At 71.6% G+C, this 24,839-nt stretch carries 21 protein-coding genes and 3 pseudogenes; 13 read left to right on the top strand and 11 right to left on the bottom strand.

The window, feature by feature from the left end; all coding sequences use genetic code 11:
- Positions 1 to 260 precede the first annotated feature (260 nt).
- On the bottom strand, positions 261 to 722 hold the full coding sequence (locus tag ACQRUO_RS04975; protein ID WP_428314473.1) for a hypothetical protein: 462 nt from the start codon (positions 720 to 722) through the stop codon (positions 261 to 263).
- 126 nt (positions 723 to 848) lie between these two features.
- Between ACQRUO_RS04975 and ACQRUO_RS04970 the strand changes: the two genes are divergently transcribed.
- The 3 genes and pseudogenes from ACQRUO_RS04970 to ACQRUO_RS04960 all read left to right on the top strand — a co-directional run.
- Positions 849 to 1,271: a VOC family protein gene (locus tag ACQRUO_RS04970; RefSeq protein WP_428314472.1), complete on the top strand. Its 423-nt coding sequence runs from the start codon at positions 849 to 851 to the stop codon at positions 1,269 to 1,271.
- Between the two features lie 244 nt (positions 1,272 to 1,515).
- Positions 1,516 to 1,950 carry a hypothetical protein gene (locus ACQRUO_RS04965; RefSeq protein ID WP_428314471.1) on the top strand — a complete coding sequence of 145 codons (435 nt, stop codon included), beginning with the start codon at positions 1,516 to 1,518 and terminating at the stop codon, positions 1,948 to 1,950.
- A 232-nt stretch (positions 1,951 to 2,182) separates the two neighbouring features.
- Positions 2,183 to 2,287: pseudogene (locus ACQRUO_RS04960) on the top strand (IS5/IS1182 family transposase); the annotation flags it as partial.
- 59 nt (positions 2,288 to 2,346) lie between these two features.
- On the opposite strand, the gene ACQRUO_RS04955 reads toward ACQRUO_RS04960, so the two are convergent.
- Positions 2,347 to 2,658 carry a hypothetical protein gene (locus tag ACQRUO_RS04955; RefSeq protein WP_428314470.1) on the bottom strand — a complete coding sequence of 104 codons (312 nt, stop codon included), beginning with the start codon at positions 2,656 to 2,658 and terminating at the stop codon, positions 2,347 to 2,349.
- Between the two features lie 731 nt (positions 2,659 to 3,389).
- On the opposite strand from ACQRUO_RS04955, the pseudogene ACQRUO_RS04950 reads away from it, so the two are divergent.
- Positions 3,390 to 3,503: pseudogene (locus ACQRUO_RS04950) on the top strand (transposase family protein); the annotation flags it as partial.
- 630 nt (positions 3,504 to 4,133) lie between these two features.
- Positions 4,134 to 4,391, top strand: coding sequence for a hypothetical protein (locus ACQRUO_RS04945; protein WP_428314501.1), 258 nt, complete (start codon positions 4,134 to 4,136; stop codon positions 4,389 to 4,391).
- 595 nt (positions 4,392 to 4,986) lie between these two features.
- Here ACQRUO_RS04945 and ACQRUO_RS04940 read toward each other — a convergent pair.
- Positions 4,987 to 5,700: an aspartate/glutamate racemase family protein gene (locus ACQRUO_RS04940; RefSeq protein ID WP_428314469.1), complete on the bottom strand. Its 714-nt coding sequence runs from the start codon at positions 5,698 to 5,700 to the stop codon at positions 4,987 to 4,989.
- Positions 5,701 to 5,870: 170 nt separating this feature from the next.
- Between ACQRUO_RS04940 and ACQRUO_RS04935 the strand changes: the two genes are divergently transcribed.
- Positions 5,871 to 6,803, top strand: a complete 933-nt coding sequence (locus ACQRUO_RS04935) for a LysR family transcriptional regulator (RefSeq protein ID WP_428314468.1) — start codon at positions 5,871 to 5,873, stop codon at positions 6,801 to 6,803.
- Between the two features lie 40 nt (positions 6,804 to 6,843).
- Here ACQRUO_RS04935 and ACQRUO_RS04930 read toward each other — a convergent pair.
- Positions 6,844 to 7,346: pseudogene (locus tag ACQRUO_RS04930) on the bottom strand (transposase); the annotation flags it as partial.
- Between the two features lie 200 nt (positions 7,347 to 7,546).
- Here ACQRUO_RS04930 and ACQRUO_RS04925 point away from each other — a divergent pair.
- Positions 7,547 to 8,209: a hypothetical protein gene (locus ACQRUO_RS04925; protein WP_428314467.1), complete on the top strand. Its 663-nt coding sequence runs from the start codon at positions 7,547 to 7,549 to the stop codon at positions 8,207 to 8,209.
- 518 nt (positions 8,210 to 8,727) lie between these two features.
- On the opposite strand, the gene ACQRUO_RS04920 is transcribed toward ACQRUO_RS04925, so the two are convergent.
- Entirely contained in the window at positions 8,728 to 9,477 is a 750-nt protein-coding gene (locus ACQRUO_RS04920) for a class I SAM-dependent methyltransferase (protein WP_428314466.1), read from the bottom strand.
- Positions 9,478 to 9,526: 49 nt separating this feature from the next.
- Complete coding sequence (locus ACQRUO_RS04915; RefSeq protein WP_428314465.1) at positions 9,527 to 10,072, bottom strand: helix-turn-helix domain-containing protein; 546 nt, start codon at positions 10,070 to 10,072, stop codon at positions 9,527 to 9,529.
- 1,009 nt (positions 10,073 to 11,081) lie between these two features.
- Between ACQRUO_RS04915 and ACQRUO_RS04910 the strand changes: the two genes are divergently transcribed.
- The 3 genes from ACQRUO_RS04910 to ACQRUO_RS04900 all read left to right on the top strand — a co-directional run bounded on the left by ACQRUO_RS04910 (position 11,082) and on the right by ACQRUO_RS04900 (position 16,650).
- Positions 11,082 to 12,125, top strand: coding sequence for an amidohydrolase family protein (locus tag ACQRUO_RS04910; protein WP_428314464.1), 1,044 nt, complete (start codon positions 11,082 to 11,084; stop codon positions 12,123 to 12,125).
- A 309-nt stretch (positions 12,126 to 12,434) separates the two neighbouring features.
- Positions 12,435 to 16,145: a choice-of-anchor D domain-containing protein gene (locus tag ACQRUO_RS04905; RefSeq protein ID WP_428314463.1), complete on the top strand. Its 3,711-nt coding sequence runs from the start codon at positions 12,435 to 12,437 to the stop codon at positions 16,143 to 16,145.
- 28 nt (positions 16,146 to 16,173) lie between these two features.
- Positions 16,174 to 16,650, top strand: coding sequence for a COG4315 family predicted lipoprotein (locus ACQRUO_RS04900; protein ID WP_428314462.1), 477 nt, complete (start codon positions 16,174 to 16,176; stop codon positions 16,648 to 16,650).
- A 694-nt stretch (positions 16,651 to 17,344) separates the two neighbouring features.
- Here ACQRUO_RS04900 and ACQRUO_RS04895 read toward each other — a convergent pair.
- Both ACQRUO_RS04895 and ACQRUO_RS04890 read right to left on the bottom strand, forming a co-directional pair.
- The gene (locus ACQRUO_RS04895) at positions 17,345 to 18,475 is read right to left on the bottom strand and encodes a hypothetical protein (protein WP_428314461.1); all 1,131 of its coding nucleotides are present in this window, start codon (positions 18,473 to 18,475) and stop codon (positions 17,345 to 17,347) included.
- Positions 18,476 to 18,925: 450 nt separating this feature from the next.
- On the bottom strand, positions 18,926 to 19,921 hold the full coding sequence (locus tag ACQRUO_RS04890; RefSeq protein WP_428314460.1) for an alpha/beta fold hydrolase: 996 nt from the start codon (positions 19,919 to 19,921) through the stop codon (positions 18,926 to 18,928).
- 506 nt (positions 19,922 to 20,427) lie between these two features.
- Between ACQRUO_RS04890 and ACQRUO_RS04885 the strand changes: the two genes are divergently transcribed.
- From ACQRUO_RS04885 to ACQRUO_RS04875, 3 genes are all read left to right on the top strand, one after another.
- The gene (locus tag ACQRUO_RS04885; protein ID WP_428314459.1) at positions 20,428 to 21,780 is read left to right on the top strand and encodes a lipase family protein; all 1,353 of its coding nucleotides are present in this window, start codon (positions 20,428 to 20,430) and stop codon (positions 21,778 to 21,780) included.
- A 347-nt stretch (positions 21,781 to 22,127) separates the two neighbouring features.
- Positions 22,128 to 22,394 carry a hypothetical protein gene (locus ACQRUO_RS04880; protein WP_428314458.1) on the top strand — a complete coding sequence of 89 codons (267 nt, stop codon included), beginning with the start codon at positions 22,128 to 22,130 and terminating at the stop codon, positions 22,392 to 22,394.
- Between the two features lie 39 nt (positions 22,395 to 22,433).
- Positions 22,434 to 22,604, top strand: coding sequence for a hypothetical protein (locus tag ACQRUO_RS04875; protein WP_428314457.1), 171 nt, complete (start codon positions 22,434 to 22,436; stop codon positions 22,602 to 22,604).
- A gap of 296 nt (positions 22,605 to 22,900) precedes the next feature.
- Here ACQRUO_RS04875 and ACQRUO_RS04870 read toward each other — a convergent pair whose 3' ends face one another.
- The 3 genes from ACQRUO_RS04870 to ACQRUO_RS04860 all read right to left on the bottom strand — a co-directional run bounded on the left by ACQRUO_RS04870 (position 22,901) and on the right by ACQRUO_RS04860 (position 24,787).
- Positions 22,901 to 23,596: a hypothetical protein gene (locus ACQRUO_RS04870; RefSeq protein ID WP_428314456.1), complete on the bottom strand. Its 696-nt coding sequence runs from the start codon at positions 23,594 to 23,596 to the stop codon at positions 22,901 to 22,903.
- A 168-nt stretch (positions 23,597 to 23,764) separates the two neighbouring features.
- A complete protein-coding gene (locus ACQRUO_RS04865; RefSeq protein ID WP_428314498.1) occupies positions 23,765 to 24,463 on the bottom strand; it encodes a GNAT family N-acetyltransferase in 699 nt (232 codons plus the stop codon).
- A gap of 117 nt (positions 24,464 to 24,580) precedes the next feature.
- Entirely contained in the window at positions 24,581 to 24,787 is a 207-nt protein-coding gene (locus tag ACQRUO_RS04860) for a hypothetical protein (RefSeq protein ID WP_428314455.1), read from the bottom strand.
- Positions 24,788 to 24,839: the final 52 nt, after the last annotated feature.

Below are 24,839 nucleotides of genomic sequence, written 5' to 3'. Positions count from 1 at the left end.
CCCACACCCCGGACCTGACCTCGGGACCCGGCTGTGGTGGTCAGTCAAACCATCACCAGGAGCCAGGAGCTTTCCGGGCATCCAGCCAGGCACGGTGCTCACCATCTGCGGTGACGCCCAGCCCGAAGGTCAAGGCCATCCGCCCCGACGGGGAGGCCCATATGCGCCGCTGCATCGCCGACGACCAGAGCGGGTTTCAGGCCGTCCTTCTCGAAACGCCGCGCAGCCCCGCTACGGACACGAGGGCCACCACCCACTGGTCAGGCGCGCGTGGGCGGCCACGGACCGACGGGCGGCGGCCCGGGCAGCCGTCGGCGCGCCGCAACGACCAGCGCGGCCAAGGCTGTGACCACATAGCCGGCCAGGGCCAGGGCGCCGAGATCCGTGAACAGGCTCGCCGTGTCGGGCGACAGCTCGCGGTGCCCGTTCAGCACGGACAGCGGGGCGTAGGAGTAGGAGTCGCCGGCGTCGGGCAGCAGCAGCGCGAAGGTGAGCAGGAAGGCGTCGGCGGCCAGGAACAGCACCACCAGCGGCGCGTGCAGGCGTCCGTCGGGCAGTGGGACCAGGGCCGCTCCGATCAGTGGCAGCGCGATGGCAGCCGCGCCGATCCCGCACGTGAACACGACTGCGAACATGAACAGCCACCCCATGGCCTGGGTCCGCAGGGCGAACGCGGTCAGCAGCACGGTCAGCTGCAGGAAGATGTTGGCACCCCGTGACATGCCGGCCATCATCCCAGCGACGCCTGAAAACCCGTACGAGTTTTCGACATGCCGCAGTCATGCTGTGACCGAGGAGGTTCACCGGGTTGGGTAGTCCGCCAGCTGTCTTGCAGGCATGATCGTTGGATGCCTTTTCTCGGACTGGTGAGTATCGTCGTGCGTGACTACGATGCGGCGATCGCCTTCTATGTGGACGTTCTCGGCTTTGAACTCCTGGAAGACACGCGTCTCGACGACAGCAAGCGCTGGGTGGTCGTTGCCCCTCCTGGCGCCCAGGAAACCGCTGTGCTCCTGGCGAAGGCCGTGACCGGCGAGCAAGAAGCCCGTGTCGGGGACCAGACCGGAGGCCGTGTCGGCTGGTTCCTGAACACCAAGGCCTTCGACCGCGACTACACACGCATGAAGGCGGCCGGCGTCATGTTCGAGGAAGCCCCCCGCCACGAGCCGTACGGCACAGTCGCCGTCTTCCGGGACCTCTACGGAAACCGGTGGGACTTGATCCAACTGAGCCAGACCACCGCTCCCGAGACCTCCGACGACGCATCGTGACGGGTCGGCTTTCCGGCTCCTCAGGCGACCAGGAGCGGGCCTGCGCCCCAGCCAATGCCCTTCCCGCTCCGAATACGGGCGCGCTCTTTGCGTTGGGCGCCCAGGACGTCAGGGTGGCTGGCGTTGGCGTTACGCGCAGGACCTTCCTGCCGTTACCGGGTGCCTGGCCCGCCGTCCGTCCCGGCTCGTCCCGGCTGTCCCCCCGGTCACGAACCCTCCGGGCCTCCCTGAGATGATCTCCGCCGTGACGAGCAACATCCGCCGCGCCGCCGGCACCAGAACCCTCGCCGACAACCTGCTCTCGATGTTCGGCCTCCGACGGCTGAGCACGGAGCAGGACCTGGCCGACCTTCAGGCAGGCACCACCTTGCAGGTGTTCTGCTCGAGCCCCACGCTGGGCACGGTCAAGATGCTGTCGATCGGGAAGGGACGCACCGTTCCGCAGGCGGCCTTGGGCCACCTGTACCTCGCAGCCGACACGGTGACCTGGCGCAACCAGCGCACCGGCGAGAACGTCGCTCTCCGGGGACCGTTCCGCCTGTCGGAGTCGGAACAGAAGACCCCGCACCCCAAGATGGCCCGCTTCGACCTGACGGCCGGCGACGGGCAGCACGTGATCGTGATACCCAAGGCCGACGTCGCCCTGGTCACGCGGGTATTGACCCCGGCCGATCGGTAACCCGTCGGCGGGCGGCCCTGCCCGCAATCGCGAACGACCGGCCTCCCACATCGCCCCAGGCGCTCCTGGAGGTTGGTGCGGGAGTCGGTGTTCGTCGCGACCTCGGGCTACCCGCAGGCTCAGAGCTGCCACCGTGCTTCCGGCCGTCGGGGCCAACGGCCCACCGGCGGTTCGCCGAGTGGAGCAAGGCCCGGGTGGGCCCGGGTATGGGCCAAGCTCCACCGGGTCCCCCTGGCTGAACGGCCTCCGCCGACTCCACCGTCGCTACGAACGCAAAGCCGAGCACCTCGCCGCCTTCGCCAGCATCGCGGCTGCCCTGATCTGTCACCATCGAGTCGCCAAGTGTGACGACTTCTCATGGTGTCAGCACGTGATCGGTCGCCGCTCGCAGGCCCTTCAGGATGCCTCACCCTGAGCTGGGCACTGCCAGTCGGCTGCGTCGATCGCATGGCCCGCCATGTCGGCAAGGTGGAAGCAGTGGCCGTTGGCCCACACCGTGACCGAATCCGGTCGATGCATGATCTGGAAGGGCTCGTCCCCACGCAACGTCCCGGACCAGGAACCGTCCGCCGCCGGTGAGTGGGTGACAACAACGCAGGTCTGCTGCCGCTGGATCTGGTAGGTGTCCGCCCAGGGCTCCACGGTCAGCTCCAGCGGCGTCTCACCGTCGTTCGTGACCAGCAAGCGCGCGGTGGCCCCGGCGAACATCCAGCACCTCTCCTTGCATCTGTGGGTGATCTTCTGACGAGCACCTTCCGCGGGTGCACATGGCCCGATCTTCACACACAAGGTCAGATGCGCCCGCACCGTCCCCGTCAGCTGCCACCGCGAGCCTTCCAAGTGAGATCGCTTCCAAGCACCCCGCAGAAGCAAGGCCGGTGCAGAACGGAGCGCGCGGGTCGGGCACGGTGTTGGTCGGCACCAACAGGCCCAGTTCGAGGCTGCTGTCCACCACCGCCGTGATATTGCCGGGGCCGGCGGGGCGAGCCCGGCCGGTGGTCGCGACCGGTGGCTTACGCCCTCAGTGCCACGATGAGCACGTCAACGACCCCCACGCTGGCCATCTGACGAGCACGCGGACCACGCCGCGTCCGTTCCCGGCGCGAATCCGGCGTCACCGGCGACCGCGGGGACGCCGCGGCCTCCGGGGCCGCGCGCCGCCACCTTCCACTATCGTCTCCAGGCCGAGCGACGGTACGGGGGCTGGGTGAACCCGGCCGACCGGCGGACCGGCGCGATCGCGGACGCGTGCCACGGGTTGGTCAGCGTCTCCGAGAGCGAGCTTGCCGCGATCGCCGACCAGGTCATGGAGCGCGCCGGCACGAGTTGGTCGGAGCATCGAGGTTGTTCTTCCGCATTTGTCGGCCGTTGTAGTCGAGTTCGTACAGCAGTCGGCAGCCGAGATCGTCCTTCACGCCCATGCGCGTGCGGCTGGTGGGGTGTGCCCGCGGTGCCGGAGGTCGTCGCGGCGTGTACACGGTCGCTACGTCCGTCGTCTGGCGGACGCGGCGATCGGAGGCCGGGCTGTGTTCATCGAACTACTGGTCCGCCGCTTCCGCTGCCTGAACACCGCTTGCGCCGCGGTGACGTTCGCCGAGCCGATCGAGGGGCTGACCACCCCACACTCCCGCAAGACCCGTTGCTGCGGTCGGTCGTGCTGTCCATCGCCTGCACGCCCGCCTGCACGCCCGCCGGCCGTCCTGGTGCACGCCTGGCAGCGCGGCTCGGCATCCGCGTCGCGAAGGCCACCCTGCCGCACCTGCTTCGCTCGATGCCAGAGCCTTCAGCAACGACCGTGCGAGTGCCTGGGGTTGACGACTTCGCGCTGCGCAAGGGCAACTCGTACGCGGCGATGTTGGTGGACCTGGAGGCGCGTCGACCGATCGACGTGCTGCCGGGATGGGAAGCCGAACCCCTGGCCGGGCCCAGCCAGCGATGCGAGCCGGCCCGTCAGCCCTCCAGAGGGGATCTGCGATGTCCTCGTCCGCCCGAGGCGCCTGGTCACCCACACCACGGACCGCTACACGGCGGACGGGATCGACCCGTGGTGGGCACCGCAGCGACAGATCACCTGGCAGCGCACCCACGGCGCGCCCCGGCCGTGGGGGCTTGCCGCCGGCCGCCTCGAGTGGGCGCAGCTGCCCGGGGGGACCGAGTTCGAGGGCGAACACCTCGGTCGCCGGATGGGAGCGCAGCGCGGCGGCTGGGCGGACCTGGTGGAGGAGCAGCGCGGGCTGCTGCCGGCGCTGGGCATCAGCCAGGCTCCGGTGCTGGCTGCCGAACGGCCCGTGGCGGCGGTCAAGGTGGCCGGGCGGCGCAGTCAGGCGCAGCGGTTCCAGCAGGGCCTGGATGCCCTGGCGCTCTCTGCGTCGCGCGTGAGGGCCATGCGCGGGTACCCCGTGCCCACCGCGGAGCCGACGTGGCGCTGGGGGTGTGGTTGAACAGCACCAGGCTCGCAGGGACAAGCTGAGCGCCGAGCAGCGCAAGCAGCTGGCCGCGCTCGGGGTGGCCTGGTGACCGGTTCCCCGGGCAGTGCGGCGGCCGGCGCGCCCTCGGAGGGCCGCGCGGAGGCGGTGCTGCGGGCGCAGGTGGCCGGCGGGCGCCGGGACCACCGCGTGTTCCGGGTCCTCCTCCGCCGGTCCGGCCGACGGGCGTGGGCAGGGATGCCCCCATACCGGGCATTGGCCGGCCCAGGGCTGGGCGTTGGCCCTGGCCGGGTAGGCGACGAACGAGCTGGGCGCGGACGTAGGCGCGCGGCAACCGGAGGCGGCCGAGGTGGTGAGCCGACGGGCCCGCGAGCTCGGCGCTCAAGCGGCGAAGCTCGCAGTACCCGGCCCGGCACAGCAGGCCGAACGGGCCACCGCCAAGGCCTGGGAGGACGGCGACTGGACAGCGACTGGACGGCCGCGGTGGCCGCCTGGCGAGCCCTCGGACAGCCGTACCCGCCGGCCCGGGCCCTGCTGCGGGTGGGCGCGGCGGGGCCGGCCGCCGGCGACCGCACCTCCCGCACCGAGGACGCGGACTCCGCCGCGCCCGCTACCGCCGAGCCGTCGAGCCCGGCGCGGACAGGGCGAGTTCCACCGCGTGCTCGACGTGCAGGCGGGTGGTGTCGAAGAGCGGCACCGGCGTGTCGGCCGGGCCGATCAGCAGCGGGATCTCGGTGCAGCCGAGGACCACACCCTCGGCACCCTCCTTGGCGAGGGCCGCAATGATGCGCGTGAACTCCCGCCGCGAGGACTCCAGGATTCGCCCCCGGGTCAGCTCCCCGTAGATGACCTCGTGGACCACCGTACGGTCCGGCCCGTCCGGGGCGAGGACCTCGATCCCGTGCTCCGCCATCCGGGCCCGGTAGAACGCGCCCTCCATGGTGAACCGCGTCCCCAGCAGGCCGACCGTGTGCATGCCGGCTGCACGGATCCGCTGCGCCGTTGCGTCGATGATGTCCACGAACGGGATTCCGATCGCGGCGGCGATCTCGCCCGCGACCCGGTGCATCGTGTTGGTACACAGCACAACCAGCTCCGCCCCAGCCCGCTCCAGGCTCACCGCGGCCTCGGCGAGCCGCCCGGCGGCCTCCTGCCAGTCGTCGGCCCGCTGCATCGCCTCGATCGCGGCGAAGTCCACCGTGACCATGACGCTCGGCGCACAGTGGTGCCCGCCCAGTCGCTCGCGGACCAGCTCGTTGAGGAGCCGGTAGTACTCCGCCGAGGACTCCCAGCTCATCCCGCCGATCAGTCCGATGGTCCGCATGCTTCCTCCCGAATTCCCGAAGCGCCGAAGTGCCGAAGTCCCGGAGCTCGGAAGTCCCGGAGTTCGGAAGTCCTGGAGTTCGGCTGATGTCCGGGCTCCAGCCTGCTTCGCGGCCGGCACCCGCGGTAGCCCCGTGACCCTTGGCCGCCCCCCAAGGGATACTTGGGGCCGTGGACACGCATCGCCTGCTGATCTTCCGCGAGGTCGCCCGCACCGAGTCGATCGCAGCGGCGGCCCGCAAACTCGGCTGGACCCAGCCCGCCGTCAGCCAGCACCTGCGCCACCTCGAACGCCAGGCCGGCCTGCCCCTCGTGGTCCGCCACTCCCGCGGCATCAGGCTCACCGAAGCCGGCGCGACCCTGCTGCGCCACGCGGACGCCATCGCCACTCGTCTGCACGCGGCCGAGGACGACATGGCCGCGCTCGCCGACCTCAGCGCCGGCACCGTCCGCCTGGCGGCCTTCCCCTCCGCGAGCGCCACCCTCGTGCCGACCGCCATGACGGACCTGGCCCGCCGCCACCGCGGCCTGGAGATCCGCCTGACCCAGTGCGAACCCCCTGCGGCCGCCGACCTGGTGACCAGTGGAGAGGCCGACCTCGCGGTCCTCTTCTCGCACGACGACCGGCCGCCGGACCACGGTCCCGACCTCCAGGTGATCCCGCTGACCACCGACCCGGTGCGCCTGGTCGTCCCCACCGGCCACGCCGCCGTGACCGCCGCCGAACCCCTGACGGTCCTGACCACCACCCCGTGGATCGCCGGCTGCCCGGGCTGCGCCGCCCACCTCACCCGCACCTGCGAGCTCGCCGGCTTCACCCCCGACATCCGGCACAGCACCGACGACTACGTCGTGATCCAGAACCTGGTCGCCCGCAACCTGGGCGTCGCCCTCCTGCCGCAGCTGGCCCTCGACGCCTACCGCCACCCCGACGTCCAGGTGCGCCCACTCGGCACCGCCGACCGGACCCACTACCTGCTCTGCCACCGCGAAGCCCTCCAGACCCCCTCCGTCACCCAGACCACCCGATCCCTCCAACAGGCAGCCGCCGCCCGCCAGAAGCCTGACGGGCTATCACGATCCAGGTGTACGACACCCGGTTGAACCAGGTGTTGATCCTGCTGTCGGGCGTGGGCCGGGTGGCCTACGCCCGTCCGGGTGACAGGCGTCCGTCGAAGGTGATGTCGAAGGCGTTGAGGGCGGCCATCCAGCGGTTGCTCCAGCGTTGGCGGCCGCGTCCGGTGGGGTCGAGCGCGAGGGTGGCCAGGTGGAGCCGTTGAGGGCGGCCTGCTTGTTGGGGAAGTGGCCGCAGGCGCCGGCGGCCCTGCGGTGGCGGGAGTTGAGGCTCTCGATGGCGTTGGTCGTACAGATGATCTTTCGGATCTCAGCGTCGACCGCCAGGAAGGGGACCATCTCGGACCAGGCCCGCTCCCACAGTCGCACGACGGCCGGGTAGGACGCTTCCCACGCAGCGGTGAACTCGGCGAACCGGCTCCAGGGCCGCGGCCTCGTTCGGCGCGGTGTAGACGGGCTTGAGGTCGCGGGCGACGCCGCTCAGTCCCGCTTGGAGGTGTAGCGGACGGAGTTCCGCAGCACGTGGACGATGCACGTCTGCACCACGCTCTGGGGCCGGACCTGGCCGACCGCGCCGGACGCCGACCACCCCCAGGCCCGCCGTCTGCTCCCGCTCCAGGACGTCCACCACCACGCGGCGGTCCATCACCGCCTGCCTCCGGCCGGGCGGCACTGCTGTCGGCCCCGGGCGGCACCGCTGAGGCGGTGCTGGCGGTGACGCTGACGGTCGCTAGGATCCACGGCTGATCAGTGTCGACCACGGGAGCAGGCGGATGTCCGAGCAGGAGCCGGAGCAGGACCAGGACCAGGACCAGGAGCAGCCGGGCGTCGTTGACGGGGATGCCGCGGGCCCGAGCGGCCGGGCCCCCCTGACCGCCCGATTCACCGGGCGCAAGGGGCGGCCGGCCGCGGTCGCCGCAGGGGCGCTGGCACTGGCCGCAGTAGCCGGCTGGCTGGCGGTGGGCGCGGGTTCCACCACGGCGGCCAGCCACGGGGCGCTCCCCGCCGCCACCGACGGTTCGCCCTCGGCCGCGGCGCCCGACCCAGCTACCCCACCGTCCGCCTCACCCGCCGTGAGCGCCGAGCCGTCCACCTCCCCCACCGCCCCGTCGGCCTCACCGTCCGCGTCGCCGCCGGCCGACGCGGCCGAGCCGCCCGCCGCTTCGGTACGGCCCACGCCGCGCACGGCCGCACAGCCGCCCACCCGGCTGCAGTCCCTGCCTGCCCGTCCGGCTCCGCCCGTACCCGCGCAGCCCCTCACCCCGGAACAGGCCGCCCGGATCCCGGCCACGGCGCCCCCGCCCAGGTTCACCGTCCCCACCCCGCAGCCGACCAGCTGTCCCCCGGGCCAGGTCCTCCTCCACGAACTCAACGGCACCGCCAGCTGTGCCACCGTCATCACTCTTTCCCCCGCCCCACGCCCCTCGTCGCACTGACCCCCGAGGCCCTGCCGCGTCGAGAGGCGCCGGCCGAAGCCGGGCGCGATGCCGGCACACCGGTGGCCTGGCCAGGTCAGGCCGGGCCGGGCCGGGCCGTCGTCCGGGTCTCCCATCCACGCGGGTTCCGGCGACGGGCCGAGGATCTCCCTGACGTCGCTGCGCGGCAGGCCCGCGAGGAGGGCCAGCTCGTCGAGGTCCAGGCCGTGCCCGACGGCCTGTGCCACGAGCCGGCGGCGCTGATTGTCGATCAGCCCGGCTTCCTCGCCGACGGTGGCGTGCCGGGCCCGCCAGGCCTCGGCCGCGATCCGAGCCCGGTGCGGCTGCTCCACCCCGCCCGGGGCGCGGTCGCCGACGTGGTCGGGGCACCGGGAGCGCGGGCCGGCCGACGCGGCCTCCTCACCATGCGGCGGTCGCCCGGATGCCGGCACACCTCGACGTGCAGGGCGGGATGCGGGCGCTGGACGCGGTCACGCAGTCACGCAGTCACGCGGTCACGCAGTCACGCAGTCACGCAGTCAGCACGGCTCCTCACCCGTCGGGGCCGACTCCTTCACGACACGGAACAGCGTGACGGCGAACCACGGCCCGCCGTACCAGTACCCGGGTCCGAGCGGACGCAGCGTGCCGTGTCCGAGGTGCGCCGTGTAGTCCTTGAGAGCCCACCACAGGTCCGCGACGACCAGCTGCCCACCGGGGCGCAGCACCCGCATCGCCTCGTCCACGGCACTGCGGCGCGCCTCGCGCGAGGGGATGTTGTGGATGGCCATCGCGCTCGTCACCACGTCGAAGGACGCGTCCTCGAACGGCAGCTCGGTCATGTCGGCCGTGTGCACCTCGACCCGGGCGGCGACCCCGGCTGCTGCGCAGTTGGCCAGGGTGGCCTCGGGGTTGTTGCCGCTCTGGTCGCCGGTCCACAGGTCGACGCCGTGGGCACGTCCCTTCGGCAGCCGCGTCGCTGCCGCGGTCAGGACCATGCCGCGACCGCAGCCGAGGTCGAGCAGCTGCTCGCCGCCCTTCAGGCCGATCCGGTTCAGCTCTCGCTCCCAGAAGCGGAGTTTGCCGCGCAGCGTGGTGTGCAGGTACACCCCGGTGGACGCGAGCACCGCCGCGCCGACGGCGGCCGTGGTGGCTCGTCCACGTCGGCTCAGCGGCCACCGGGTGGCGGCGAGGCAGCAGGCGACGCCAACGGCGCCGGTCAGGGCGGGGAACGCCGGAGCGTCGACACCGTAGCGGGGACTGGGGAGAAAATCGTGTGAGTTCGACATATGCGCAGCATCACCAGTGCGGTGGCCGGTGTCTTGAAGAAATGTTCCGTCAGTCGCTCCAGGCCACGCCGTCGACCTCCAGCCAGGGGTCACCCACCACGGTCACCGGGGTCGCCCCGGTCCGCGCCACGATGTCGCGGTTCAGGTGGGACTGGTCGGCGTAGCCGCACTCCGCCGCGACCAGGGTGGCGCGTTCACCGGCGGTCAGACGGTGCACGGCGTGGTCGAACCGGACCAGGTCCGCGGCGCGCTTGGGCGGAAGACCGATCTGCGCCTGGAACCGGGCCCACAGGCGCTTCCGGCTCCAGCCGACCTCAGTCGCCAGGCCCTCGACCTTCACCACACCCTGACTCGCGACGATCCGCCGCCACGCCCACCCCACCTCGGCGTCCACAGCCGGCCCCTCGACGATCCGCCGGGCCAGCAGCGCGTCCGTCAGCGCGAAGCGCTGCTCCCAGGTGGAGGCGTCCTCCAACCCCTCCCGGATCTGCGAGGCCTCCCGACCCCACAGCTCCTCCAGCCCGAACACAGCCCCGTCCAACTCGGCGGGCGAAACCCCCAGCGCGGCACGCGCGACCAGCGGTGACAGCCTCACTTGCACACCTTCGTAACTCCCACCCCGCACCCGCACCGCGCCGGACCCCCCAGCCCCGAGCCCGGCAACGACACTTCCCCGCAGCTGCCACCCACCGTCCTGTTCCACGAACGGCATTCCCGAGCCGAACTCCAGCGCCAGACTCACTGCGGGCTGCGGAATCACCCTCAGATCGATCGGCACCATCCCCCGGTCCCGAAAGCCGGCCATCCGGACCCCGGGCACCTGCAGTGGCCGCTTCGGACGAGCGACCTCCCACATGTCCGTACCGTCACGTTCCCCCGCGCCGGATTGCATACGTCCATGCTAAGGGCTGTCTGACAAATGATCACCTGGCTGGTTCGCGGAGCCGGAGGATCAGGGAGGCCAGGACGACTCCGGCGCGGTAGCGGTCGGCGAGCTTGGGCCCGCTGGAGACGCTGGCCAAGACCGTCGAGGAGGCGGCCCCAAAGAGGCTCGCCAGGTTCTTCAGCAGCAGGTTCCGCGACGCTGACCCGGCCAACAGGTGGAGCGCACGCCTGGAACTCCGGAGACGGTGTTCTCCGCGATCGGGCTGCCCTCGACCTCCTGACGACGGGCTCCCACACCTGGTGGGGCTTCGAAGGCTGGGGCCTGGCCCAGGGCGCCGACACCTCCCGGGGCACCTGACTCCACCCGCGCGGCCTGCCGCCCCGGCACCCCGCAGCGGCGGGCCGCACCCGAGCCCCCGAGCATCGACTCTCAGCAGAGGGATGCTCTGTCCGGTGGACTGGCCCGGTCGACACGCAGTCGCTCGCACGGAGTGACGGTTCGTAGCGAGAGGATGTCTGTTCGGCAAGGCCGAGCGGCAGTCGCCTGCCGTCCGCATCATGGAGGTGGCACCATCAGGAGCAAGCCCCGGATCGGCAGGTGCATCAGCACCACCATCGCTTCGCTCACCGCGGTGACCGTTGCCGCATCCCCGGCGGGGGCGGGGACGGCTTTCGCGAACCGGCCGTGTTTCGATCGCGCGCGAGAGCCCTACACGTCCGTGGTCGACAGCCATCTGCACTTCCGTCCCTTCGGCGGACGGGCGATCCCTTTCGAGGAACTCACCGGCTACCTGCAGAAGAGCGGCGTGCACTACGCGAACGTGTACGGCATCGGGCAGGTGCTGCCCGTGGACTCCAACTGCACCTACTACCTCGACTGCCCCGGCACCCCGGTGCGGCCCCGGATGCGCAACGACTTCGTCAACGCGGAGAACTACCGCGAGGACAAACCCCAGGACCCCAGCCTCACCCTGTCCATGACGTTCATGGACCTGCACCACCCCGAGACCATCCCCGACGGGATCGCGCTGTACGACCGCGAGTTCCCGAACATGTTCCGCTGGGCGGGCGAGGTCAACGTCGTCAAGCAGGCCCTGTTCCCCAACCTCGCCGAGCCGGCGACCAGCCAGGACATCCCGCTCTGGGCGCCGTTCATGAAGGTGCTCCGGGAACGCGGCATCCCCATCACCTTCCACTCCGACCTCGGCAACGACGCGGAGCCGACAAAGTACCTCCACCTGATGGAGGAGATCCTCGACCAGTACCCGGACAACAAGATCGTGTGGGCCCACATGGGGCTGTCGAAGGAACTGGCCCACCTGGATCCCGACACCCACATCCGCATCCTGTCGCGGCTCCTCGACACCCACCCGAACCTGATGGTCGACCTGAGCTGGCGCGTCCTGGAGGACGAGTACTTCAGGAAGCCGGGCCTTCGGGAGAAGTACGCGGCCTTCCTCGACCGGTACCCGACCCGGGCGCTCACCGGAACGGACTTCGTGGCCGCCCGCACCAAGGACTACCAGGTCTACGAGAACGAACTCGAGGTCACCAGCCGGATCAACCTCGCCCTCGACGACGAGGCTTTCCGCGACATCGCGCTCGGCCAGAACTACTTCAGGCTGCTCGGCCTCAAGGACACCGCGCCCCGCATCTGCACCTCCCGCTCGGCACCGAACGCCGCAGTCGACAACCGGCTTCCCGCATCCCCGGCAACCAACACCGCAGCCCAGGCAGCGCCGGCCGCCGAAAGTGACGACTGACCCGGTTCCTGAGAGCGGACCATGCAGGATGGCCCTGACCGGTGCCGGGTGAACGAACCCGCGAGCCGGCCTCCAGGTGCGGGAACACCGCCACCGGAAAACCCTCATGCCGGCGCGTCTCATCCAGCCACCAGGCGACGGCCGAACCAGTGGCCGCCTGACCGCCCACACCCACCCTGACCGCCCACACCCACCCTGACCGATCGAGCACAGTCACCTCCGTTCGGCCGCGTTCGAGTTGCGGCCGTCCGCGTGACTGTCGCCGCGTCCTGAACGGTCCTGGGCCGCGCACACCTGACGATCGGAGGCATGGCCATCCGAGCACCAGGCTTCCGTCGCCCCTTCACCGCGCTGCTGGCCGTGACCCTGCTGCTCGGCGGCCTGCTCACGGGAAGTCAGTTGGCAGCCCAGCCGGCCCGGGCCGACGTGACCACCATCTCCACCGAGACGATGCGCACCGGCTGGGACGCCGCCGAGCCAGGCCTGGCGCCCGCCCAGGTGTCCTCGACCGATTTCGGCCAGCAGTTCGCCACTTCGGTGGACGGCCAGGTGTACGCGCAGCCGCTGGTGGTCGGCGGCACGGTGGTGGTCGGCACCGAGAACGACAACGTCTACGGTGTCGCCGCCGGCACCGGTGCGACCACCTGGTCCCGCTCGCTGGGCGCGCCCTGGCCGGCCTCGGCGATCGGCTGCGGCGACCTGGTTCCCAATCTCGGCATCACCTCGACTCCGGTGGCGGACCCGGCCACGGGCACGGTCTACCTGACCGCGAAGGTCAACGACGGGCCGGACGTCAACCACCCGCACTGGTACCTACACGCGCTGGACGCCGCGAGCGGGGCCGAGAAGCCGGGCTGGCCGGTGGTGATCCAGGGCGCACCGGTGAACGACCCGGCGCACCCGTTCGACCCGTTCTCGGTCAACCAGCGCCCGGGCCTGCTGCTGCTCGGCGGCTCGGTGTACGCAGGCTTCGGCTCGGAGTGCGACCTGGGCAGCTACGCCGGTTACCTGGCCGGGGTGAACACCAGCACCCGCGCGCTGACCCTGTGGACCACCGAGAACTCCTCAAGCAGTGCCCGGGCGGGCATCTGGATGGCCGGCGGCGGACCGGTCTCGGACGGCGCGGGCCGGATCTTCGTCAGCACCGGCAACGGTGTCTCCCCGCCGGCCGGCCCGGGCACCATGCCGCCGGGCACCCTCTCGGAGTCGGTGGTGCGCCTGGGCGTGAACAGCGACGGCTCGCTCTCCGCCCAGGACTTCTTCAGCCCCACCAACGCGCCCACCCTGGACCAGAACGACACCGACTTCGGCTCCGGCGGCCCCGTCGCGCTTCCCTCCCCCGCCTTCGGCACCACCGCCCACCCGCACCTGATGGTGCAGGTCGGCAAGGACGGCCGGATCTTCCTGCTGGACCGGGACAATCTGGGCGGACGCTCGCAGGGCGCCGGCGGCACCGACGCGGTGCTCGGCACGAGTGGCCCGTTCGAGGGGGTCTGGGGCCACCCGGCAGCGTTCGGCGGCAGCACCCCGTTCGTCTACACGCTCGGCAGCGGCGGCCCGCTGCGCGCTCTCTCCTACGGCACCACCGGCGCCGGCCAGCCGGCGCTGACCGCGACGGCCGCCAGCAACGAGACCTTCGGCTACACCTCCGGCTCGCCGGTGATCACCTCCACCGGCTCCGACCCGTCCACCGCGCTGGTCTGGGTCGAGTACACCGACGGCAGCAGCGGTACCAACGGTCAGCTGCGTGCCTACGACGCGGTGCCGGTGGGCGGCGCACTACACCTGCGCTACTCGGTACCGATCGGCACCACCTCGAAGTTCGCCGTGCCGGCCACCGACGGCGGACGCATCTTCGTCGGCACCCGGGACGGCAGACTGCTCGCCTTCGGCCGGCCCAACGGCGCGGCGCTGTCCGGCCAGCCGGTGGACTTCGGCAACGTCGCGGTCGGCGCCACCGGCAGCGCGAGTGCGACGATCACCGCCAACCGCACGGTCACCATCACCGCAACCACCACCGGCGCGCCGTTCGGCGCCAACCCACCGAGCCTGCCGACCACCCTGACGGCCGGTCAGTCGCTCACCGTCCCGCTCACCTTCTCCCCCACGACCCCGGGACCGGCGGTCGGCCAACTGACGGTCAGCACCGCCGCCGGCAGCACCGGACTCGCACTGACCGGCTACGGCACCCAGCCCGGACTCACCCCGAGCCCGAGCTCACTGGCCTTCGGCACCGTGCCGACCAACACCACCCGTACCCTCGGCGCGACCTTCACCAACACCGGCACCGCCCCCGAGACGATCACCGGCAGCACGGCACCCGCCGCACCGTTCGGCGTGACCGGCCTGCCCGCGAACGGCACCGTGATCCCGCCCCGGCAGTCCGTCAGCGTCCAGATCACCTACGCCCCGACCACCGCCGAGGACGACACCGGCACCTTCTCCGTCACCAGCACCAGCGGCACCGCGACCGTGCAGCTCAGCGGCACCGCGGTGACCGGGCAGGCGGTGCTCACCCTCACCCCGACCAACACCGACTTCGGCCGGCTGAGGGTCGGCACCTCCGCCACCGCCACCTTCGACGTCAGCAACACCGGCAACATCCCGCTCACCATCACCAAAGCGGCCCCGCCCGCCGCGCCGTTCACCACCACCAACCCGCTGAGTGAAGGGCAGGTGCTCGGCCCCGGCCAGGTGATCCACCAGAGCGTCACCGTCACCCCGACCGCCACCGGCACGGTCACCGGCAGCTACCAGATCACCTCCGACGACGGCAACGGCCCGCAGAACGAGGCCCTGACCGCCACGGGTACGGTGCCGACCGGCGACGTCGTGCTGCCCACCCCGGGCGCGGGCGGCTGGCATCTGAACGGCAGCGCCCAACTGGCCGGCGACGACCTGATCCTCACCCAGGCCACCCCCTACCAGACCGGCTCGGCCGTCTTCCCGACCCCGGTGCTGACCAACGGCCTGAACGCCTCCTTCACCGCCGTGATCGGCGGCGGCACCGGCGCCGACGGCGAGACCTTCGCCCTACTCGACCCGACCACCGCCACCTCCAGCTCCCTCGGCTTCGGCGGCGGCGGCCTCGGCTGGTCCGGGACGGCAGGCGTGGCAGTCACCCTGGACACCTACAAGAACGTCAACGACCCGTCGAACAACTTCACCTCGATCGCCATCAAGGGCACCAAGGACGCGCTGACCTACGCCCAGACCGACACCAGCATCCCCAACCTGCGCTCAGGCCCGCACCAGGTCTCGATCGCGGCCAACGGGACCACGATGACCGTCATCCTGGACGGTGCCCAGGTGCTGAGCGCCGCCGTGCCCACCCTGCCGCCGGCCGCACTGGTCGCCTTCACCGGCGCCACCGGCAGCATCACCGACATCCACACCGTGCGCGGGGCGGCCGTCTCGGCCGCCGGCTACGCGCTGGCCCCACCCGGCCCGGCCGCCTGGACCCTCAACGGCTCGGCCAAACTCAACGGCACCGACCTGGTGCTCACCCCGGCCACCAACAACCAGGCCGGCAGCGCCTTCGACCGCACCCCGATCTCCGGCGCCCGGCTGCACGCCCACTTCACCTCACAGATCGGCGGCGGCAGCGGCGCCGACGGCACCGCCCTGGTGCTGCTGGACGCCGCCAAGGCCGGCCCCACCTCGCTCGGCTTCCCCGGCGGCGGGCTCGGCTGGTCCGGCCTGCCCGGCCTGGCCGTCTTCCTGGACACCTGGCACAACCCGGACAACCCCTCGAACAACTTCGTCGCCGTCGCCACCACAGGCGTGCGCGACACCATCACCTACGCCGCCACCTCCACCGCGATCCCCAACCTGCGCCAGGGAACCCACACCGTGGACGTCACCGCCACCGCCGGCGGGCACCTGCAGGTGGCGGTGGACGGCAAGCAGGTGATCGACACCCCGGTCACGCTGCCGCCCAACCTGCTGATCGGCTTCAGCGGGGGCACCGGCGGCGCGACCGACGTGCACACCGTCCGAAACGTTACGATCAGTTACTAGAGGCCCGCCACCGGCCGAGGAGCTCGCCATGCGCAACAGAGCAGTAGCAGCCACCATCCTCGCACTGGCCGCCGCCACCGCGCTGACCGGATGCGCGGACCGGCCGGCGGTGCGGATGGCGCCGGTCGGCGCGGCGGCCGCGCCCTCCCCCGCGCCGCTCTCGGTGGAGGTGGTGGACACCGACACGCTCGGACGGGTACTGGCCGACACCAACGGCCACACGCTGTACCTGGACGCCCAGGAACGCCCCGGGGTCTTCGTCTGCACGGGCGGCTGCACCACGCTGCGGCACCCGCTGCCCCACCAGGACGACACCGTGCCGCGGCTACCGACCGGGATCGCCGGCACGCTCACCGTGGTCACCCGACCGGACGGCACCCAGCAACTGGCCTACAACGGCTCACCGCTGTACACCTACGCCGGCGACAGACAGCCCGGTGACGTGCACGGCATCGCCCCGCACTGGCACGCCGTACAGCCGCGCAACGCCCTGCGCAGCCCGTGAGGCGCGTGGATACCCCCACCCATCCTGGTAGCCGCACCGCTCTCCTCAACGGTCAGCCTCCGCAGCTCGCGGAACTTGATCCGCCGCGCGGATTCCGGCGTGCTTACGAAGGGGGAACCCGAGCCGCCGCAGGCCGGCCTCCCCACCGGGAGAAGTTCAGCCTGGCTCCACCGGGTGGACCCTCGGTGAGCGTTCCAGTGTGGCTGTGGGGCCAGTGTGCCGCGCCACAAATCACGAGGGCAACTGTTCCTCTGCTGTCGGAGCGGGCTGGTTGATCTTCGTGAGGTAGTCGGCGAGGGGATTTGAGGATCTCGTCGACGGTCTTGGTCCAGGTGCACGGTCTCGGGTCCTGGTTCCAGGTGTCGATCCAGGCCTTGATGTCGTCCTCGAGGGCCTCGACGGAGATCTGGACGCCTCGCCGGATCAGCGTGTCCGTCAGCAGCACTGCCTGGGGAGTTCCGGTGGGATCGGAAGCCATTGATCGGGTCAGCCCACGAAGGACGGTATGAATCGGGTGACGTTCGCGCCGGCCGCCGAGGCCTCGTACACCGGTCCAGGCAGGGGTTCCAGCAGGGCGGGCGCGTCCGCCGCATCAAGGTGTCGGTGACGACTGCGCACCGGCGAGGTACTGGCTGGGCGGTCCCGGTGACGTCCTCGCCGTGGTCCGGGACCGCCCTGCCTGCGGGATCAGTGGTCAGTGCAGCACGTTGAGGGTGTTGGTGGCGTTGTCGACGAAGTAGACCGCGTTGCGGTCGAGGTTCACGGCCAGGCCGAAGAGGGCTCCGGCACCGGGCGGGGTGCCGGTCGCGTCGAGGACGCGGACGGCGACCTGGTTGCCCCTGGGGGTGGTCTCCACGAGGTTGCCGTCGAGGGAGTTCACCGTCAGGATGTCGCCGTCCGGCGCGATGGCGAGGCCGAGCGGGCCGTTCAGGTTGCCGCCCGAGCTGACGGTCCGTCCGGTGCCGGCATCGCTGTCCCGTCGCACGGCGTTGGGGATGGCGGTGATCCGGTTGCCCAGGGTGTCGGCGACGTAGAGCGTGTCGCCACGGCCGAGGCCGACGCCGGTGGGGCCGATCACCAGGGCGCTCGGGTCGGTCTTCTCCCCGAAGCCCGATCCGATCTGCGTGGTGTCGACCAGGCGCGGCGGATCGCCCTTGTCGCTCCGGTCGCGCCGAAGCGAGATCCGCAGCACGGTGCCCTTGTCGACCTCGTTGTTGTTCCCGGCGACCGTGCCGTTCAGCACGTTGGTGACGAAGAGTTCGCTCATGTCGCCGAAGCTGACCGAGGTCATGTCCCAGGGGCCGTTGATCCCGTGCCCGGCAATGGTCTCGCGCACGGTACCGGTGCTGTCCAGGACCAGCAGGCAGCCGGCCCCCAGGGTGTCCGGCATTCCGTCGGAGGTCGGGGTGCTGCCGACCACCACCCAGCCGCCGGGCAGGATGGTCAGCGCCGTGGTGAGCCCGACACCACCAGGGCAGGGGCCCGGCAGGTTGTTCGGGTCGATCTGCGCGAACAGGCCGACCGTGCCGTCCGGGCTGACCTGGACGATGGTCTTTCCGGTGCCCTGCTGGCCGGTGGGCGGGACGTTGTTGTTGAAGTTGCTGACCAGCACGTTGCCCCGGTGCAGGGCGCCCACGCTGTCCTTGACCACCGCGACGCCGTACGGGTTCTGGTCCCCGTTGGCCGGCACGGTCGACGCCACCACGTCGACGGTGTTCAGCGGGCCGACGAACGGGTCGCGGGCGACGGCGGGGGTGGCGGCGAGGGCCAGGCCGGCCAGGCCCGCCAGGACGGCGGGCACGCGCGAGCCGATTCGCGCTCTCATGGGACTCCTCCAGCTCGGTGACGAAGTACTACGTTCATCTGACGCCACGTCTGAGAACGCCTGCTGAAGGCGCGCGGTGGTGTCCGCCAAGCGGAGCCGCCAAGGCTCAAGCGACGGGGAGGCAGTGGGCGCTGCGCGGGGCCGCCTGACGGGCTGCGGACCTGGGGGCAGGTGGGAGATGGTTCTGGCGTGCAGCCTGTCAAGCAGCCGGCGAAGGCCAAGAGCACCGGCGGCAGGCGGGGCACCATGCCCACCGGCGCCACCGTGCAGACGCCGGAGGGCACCAGGGTGGGACACCGACTACGCGGACAAGAGCAGCTGGTGCGGGCGCCGGAGGACGTGCGGCAGGCGCTGGGGGTGGCCGTGCGGGGGTTCATCCTGCACGACGAGGGCCTGCTGTCGGTGCTGGGCCGACTGCGGGAGGCCTGCCGGGATCCGCCGGAGGGGTGGTCAGCTCTCGGCGAGCCAGCGCGTGACAACGTCACCGAACCAGGCTGCGTCGTCCAGCCAGGGGTGGTGCCCAGCCCCGGGCTGCACGACGAGTTGCACCCAACCGTCCGCGAACAGCTCGCTGAGCTGCGTCGCGAGCACCGGGCTGGGACTGAAGTCGAGTTCCCCGACCAGAATCAGGACCGGGATCTCGAGCCCCGCGATCGCGGCCTTCGTCGCGTCGGGGTCGAACGCGCCCTCGGCGTAGTGCGCCGCGCGGGCGTCACCGTTGAGCTGCGTGGCGCGCGTGGCATGGTGCTCCTGCGCGACCTCGTCCCACCGGCCGTACCAGAACGGGCCCGCCAGGGCGGCGTCCTCGTCGGACCCCTCATCGGTCCAGTCCCTGCGGAACGGGCCGATCGCCTCGTCGTACCAGGGCTCGTCCTTCCGCAGCGAGGTCGCGGCCTCGCGGCTGCCCTCGTCGATCCTGATCCCGACGGCCCGCATCCCCGGCGTGATCAGCGCAAGGCGCGCGACACGCTCGGGGTGGCGCTGCATGTAGAGGACGCCGAGGTTCGCCCCGGCCGAGTGGGTGAACAGGTCGACCTTCTCCAGCCCGAGGTGCGCGCGCAGGGCCTCGACGTCCGCGACGACACGGTCGCAGCGGTAGCTCTCGACCTCGGCAGGCTCGGGGGAATCGCCGGTGCCGCGGTGGTCGAGCAGGACCAGCTGCCGGTGGGCGGACAGCCCGCCGAAGTCGCCGAGGTACTCCGAGGCGCGCATCGCGCCGCCGGGCAGGCAGATCAGCGGCTCGCCCTCGCCGATGAGGTGGTAGGCCAGTTCGGTACCGTCGTAGGAGGAGAAAGTTGGCATGCTGCGAGCTTTCCACCCGGTCGTTGATCTTCGCAAGGCGCTCCCGTCCACGCTGGGGAGGCTGGACACAGGGACCAGCCGGCCGGCGGCCGCCAGCTGCGCGGCGCTGAACTGCTGGTGCTCGAAGTAGTAGGAGATCTTCACCGTTGCTGACGCCGCGCTTCCACAGCAGGCGGCGGTACTTGGCCATCCACTCGGCCCACTGCGCGACCCCGCCTCCCCAGACCTCCGCCTGCAGGAGGGCGAGTCGACCGACATCGCCCTCGGACGCCTCGGACCGGACCGTGGTGACGGCGAGCGGGCGCGGACCGGCGGTGGGCTGGTAGGCCGCACACGGCCCCGGAGTATCCGACCGGTACTCCCCCACCGGCGTGCTGTGGTCGGCGTTCGGTCGGGACGCCGGAGCACCCCCCGAGATGATGACGCGTCCGTCGCGCCCGTGGCGGGCCCTCCTTCTCCCGCGTCCGGTTTGTGCCGCCGTGCGGCATGTCGGATTGTGACCGGTCACAAGGCGCCCCGAGAATCTTTGTGGCCCGACCCGGGGACAGCGTGTCGGACCACTGTCATGATGTTCTCCGGGACGTCGCCTACCAGTTGGTAACACGCGTCCTGCGACGGACCGTCAGAAGTCCACGAACCTCGGGGGAACCATGCGCACGTGCACGTCCAGGCTGCTCGCCGCCGCCGTCACCGCCGTCCTGGCCGCCACCGCGACGGCCGTCGCGGTCGGCCCGGCCGCGGCGGCCGGGCGCTCCACGGCGAGCCCCGCCGCCGCGAGTGACCCGTTCTACTCCTACGACGGCGGCACGCCGCTGGCCTTGCTCGCGCCGGGCACCGTGCTCAAGACCCGGACCCTGCCGTACCACGTGCTGGGGCTGCCCACCCCGGTGACGGCGATCCAGCTGCTCTACCGCACCACCGACGTCCAGGGCCGCCCGACCGCCAACGTCACCACCGTGGTGCGCAGCCTGACCGGGGACGGCGGCAGGGCCGTCTCCTACCAGTCCTTCTACGACTCGCTCGACCCGGCGGACAGCCCCTCGCGGGCGGTGGCCGGTGACCTCAGCCTCGGCGGGGTGATCCCGAACGCCGAAGCGCTCTTCCTGGTGCCGCTGCTCACCCAGGGCTACAGCGTGGTGATCCCGGACACCGAGGGCCAGAACGCCGACTTCGCGGCCGGGCCGGAGTACGGGACCACCACCCTGGACTCGATCCGGGCCGCGACCGCCTCCCCGGCGACCGGCCTGGACTCCGGCACCCGCTTCGGGCTGATGGGCTACTCCGGCGGCGCCGTCGCCACCGCCTGGGCGGCCGCGCTCGCGCCGAGCTACGCGCCCGAGGTGAACGCCAGACTGGTCGGCTACACCGAGGGCGGGCTGCTGGTGGACCCGGCGCACAACCTCAGGTACGTGAACGGCTCGCTGGTGTGGAGCGGGATCATCCCGACATCGCTGATCGGGGTCTCGCGCTCCTTCGGCATCGACCTCATGCCCTACCTGAACGACTACGGCCGCTCGGTCTACCAGCAGCTGGAGCACGCCTCGATGTTCGAGGCCCTGGGCCACTACCCCGGACTGACCTGGCAGGCGATGGCCAAGCCCCAGTACGCCGACCCCGACTCGGTGGGGGACTTCGTCACGGCGTTCAACCGGAACAACCTCGGCTCGGCCCCGACACCGACCGTGCCCGGCCAGCTCGCCCAGGGCGGCGGCGGCGTCCTGGAGGGCACCTTCAGCAACCCGGCCGGCATCGGCACGGGCGACGGCATCATGGTCGCCGGGGACGTGCGGGCGCTCGCCCGGCAGTACTGCGCGACCGGCGCCAGCCCGGTCGCGTTCCAGCAGTACGACGCCCTCAGCCACTTCGGCGTCCCCGTCGTCTGGGCCCCGCAGGCCCTCGCCTGGCTGAACGACCGCTTCGCCGGCCGCCCCGCCCCCACCGACTGCGGCCACATCCCGACCGGCAACTCCCTCGCCCCGGAACAGCCCACGCCGGCCGGCTGACCCGCGCCCGGCCAGGCCCTGCTGCCCGGCCCGGCCAGCGGACCCGGGGGGCGGGCCGGACGGCGTCGGGTGCGGCAGCGTACTCCTCGTCGGCGACGGCGGACAGCCAGCGGACGACGTCGTGGGCGGCGTCGCCTTCGTCGGATGGCCAGGTTGACCATCGGTGGGGCGGCCACGATGGCGCCGGCCGCCGGTGTGCTGGGGCCGGCCGCATTCGCGCACGCGGCACCCGGGCCGGACGGGTGCACCCACAAGGACCAGGACGTCGGCGGGCGGACCCGTCGGCGGCCGTGGCCTGGGCGTCCTCGTTCGCAGGCCGGTGGGCGTCCTCGGGCTCGCGCAGCCCGTTGTCGTTCCGGCGCAAGAGCGCATCCCGGCTCGAACGTGGCGGCTGGATCGCCCGCGAACGCGATCCCTCCGACCGCCGCGCCGTCCTCGTGCAGGCGCTGCGCACGAGGAACTCCGAGCTGTACGGGCTCTACGCAGGGATGAGCACTTCGATGGACCAGATCTGCGACGGTTACTCGGACGCCGAACTGCAGGTCATTGCGGACTTCCTGACCCGCTCCGCCCAGGCGGGTCGAGCCGCGGCGGACGATCTCACCTCGGGCTGAACCACGGCGAGATCCTTACGCAGTGCAAAACGCCGTGGGGTGTTTCTCGGAGAAGAGCACGAGGTCGTCGCGGCCGAGGGCCAGGTGGTCGACCTCAACGCGCAGTTGCTGACCGGCGACGGTCTCGGCGCTTGGCCGCTGAACATGCAGTTGCGCGTGCAGTACTCAGGCGACCGATGGGTCGTGTGCGCGCTCGCCCGTGGTGTGTAGCCGGGCGAGCACCGGGCCTCCGTGCCGAACGCCTCGGCCAGGCTCTGTAGCAGCTGGCCGCGGTGCGCGCTTCGCACGGTCGGGGCAGCGCCTTCGGCACCGCCGGCCAGGTGCGCGGTGAGCACCGCATCGGCCGGCTCCGGCACCACCGCGAACCGTGTGCGGTCCTCCAGCAGTGCCTGCCGCTGCTCTGCTCCCCAAGCCGGGCGGAGCCGAGTCGCGGGAAGAGGCCGGTGGTGGCCGTCCAGCCACCCCGACGTCCGTTCAGGCGACCGCCCTCAGGAGTCGGCACACCGTCAGCTCGCGTCCTCCCCCGCCGCCCCGAACTCCCGGTGCGCGTCCAGGTAGGGCACTCGCACCCGCACCCGCCACTGCGCCACCTGCTCGTGCGCCGCCGGGCGCACCGCCGCCGCCTCGGCCTCGTCCTCGACCCAGCCGTACGGGAACGGGCTGCCCAGGGCCAGGGCCGCCGTGGCCAGGTATCGGGCCATCGCCGCGTCGTCCGGCACCGCCACGGTCTCCACCTCACCCCGGTCGACCGGGATGACGATCTCCCAACTCCCCCGCGCCGCCCGCTGCGCGTTCCAGCCCCGCACCCAGTGCACCTGTTCGGCCGTCACCGCACCGCCGGGCCTGGGCTCCAGCCCCACGTCACGCAGCGCCGGGACCACCGCAGCCGGGGTGCCCCAGGGGATCGGCAGCTCGGCGCTCACCGCCACCCCGAGCACCGTGCGGCACGGGTAGGGCGTACGGCAGCACGCGCACAGCGGCTGCCCCGCCTCGGCGCCGCCGCCCTCGGCCCGGGCAGGTTCGTGCAGTTGCACCACGGCGCCCAGCAGGTACTGGTGGCTGGCAACCGGCTGCCCGGCCTCCTTCAGGTCCCGCAGGAACAACTGCAGCAGCCGGTGGAAGAGCCGGCCCGACTCGTAACTGTCCAACGGCGGCACCGGTACCTGGACCACGCTGTCACTCCCCTGCCCGTCACGACCCATGCCGGCGAGCCTACGGCCCGTGCACCGCTCCCCCGGCGACCGGGGCGGTGGGCGCAGGCGGTGGCGCCCGCGCGGGCAGGTGGTGACACCGTGTGAGGTGGGACGCGGTGCCCGGACCGTCGGAACAGTGGGGCCGACCTGCCCACACCCCGACTTCTGCAACAAGTTTCAGGAGTCAGGACCTACGTCACCGTGCTGATAAGGCTCTACGTTTGGCAGATCTCCCTGTACACACCCGTGCTCGTGCATGTCATGCCAACCGTCAAGGTGGAGAGCAGCACTGCGATGAACGCCTTCTGCCGCAAACCCCGCCTTCAATGCTGACCTACACGACGCCTTGTTCGCAGTCGAATGCGCAAGAGCCAGGCGATGCAGGCCGAGATCGTCAAAGGCCCAACGGGCCGCCCTTTGCCGAGCACGATGACCCCAACCGAAACCGCGGCTGCTCTCGAGCAACCAGCAGGTAGTACGTCCGGTCCCCCGCGGAAGGTTGAGGCTTTGCAGAGCAATATGGCCTACCGGCACTCCGCTGGGCGGTACCACGGCCCAACCGATCGCGGTTTCGTCCTGCCAGGAATTCGCCCACCCGTTGATCCACGCACGCGCGTCATCGTCCGAACTCCCTGAAAGCAGGGTCCACTGCCTCACTGCGATATCGGCAAAAGCCATCCGGACGACGGCAACGTCCTTCGACTCCCACGGGCGCAAGGTCAGGTCACCCGCTACGAGAGTCGGCTGAGCCGAGGAACTCAAACTGCCGGGACGAACCACTGGCGGGACCAGCAAGGACACGGGGTTCACGAAGCCTCCTTCTCGGGCTGCACGAGATCTACCGCCAACGCCAGGGCCGGCACAGACCCATGCCATTTGGCCGCTCTCCACCGCGACACCCCGTGAACGACTTCACTTGCCGCGACGACACGGTTGTGGCGGGCCCCCGGAGATCGGGGGCGATGCAGACCCTGGCCTGCGGAGCAGCCCCTGCTACCACACCCGAGCCGGGTACCCTGCCGGATCGCCTTGTTCGAGCGCGCCGAGGACGTCGGCGCGCGGCGCGGTGGTCGAGCCGTTCGGGTCAGCCGCGCCGCGCTGGCACGCGGTCCGTCCCGACCGGGACGGCGGCGGCGGTTCGACGGCGTCGCCCTGGCCGCCGCGGTCGCCGGGCTGGGCCGGGCTCTGGCGGGTGCTCACCGGCTGCTCCCGACTGGCGGGAATCGGGCATGACCTTGCAGGGGTGCGTCCC

It is taken from the genome of Kitasatospora sp. LaBMicrA B282, from assembly GCF_050325825.1.
GTDB lineage: Bacteria > Actinomycetota > Actinomycetes > Streptomycetales > Streptomycetaceae > Kitasatospora.
Note: the sequence above shows the minus strand (reverse complement) of the source record. Positions and strands in the feature narration are given on the sequence as shown.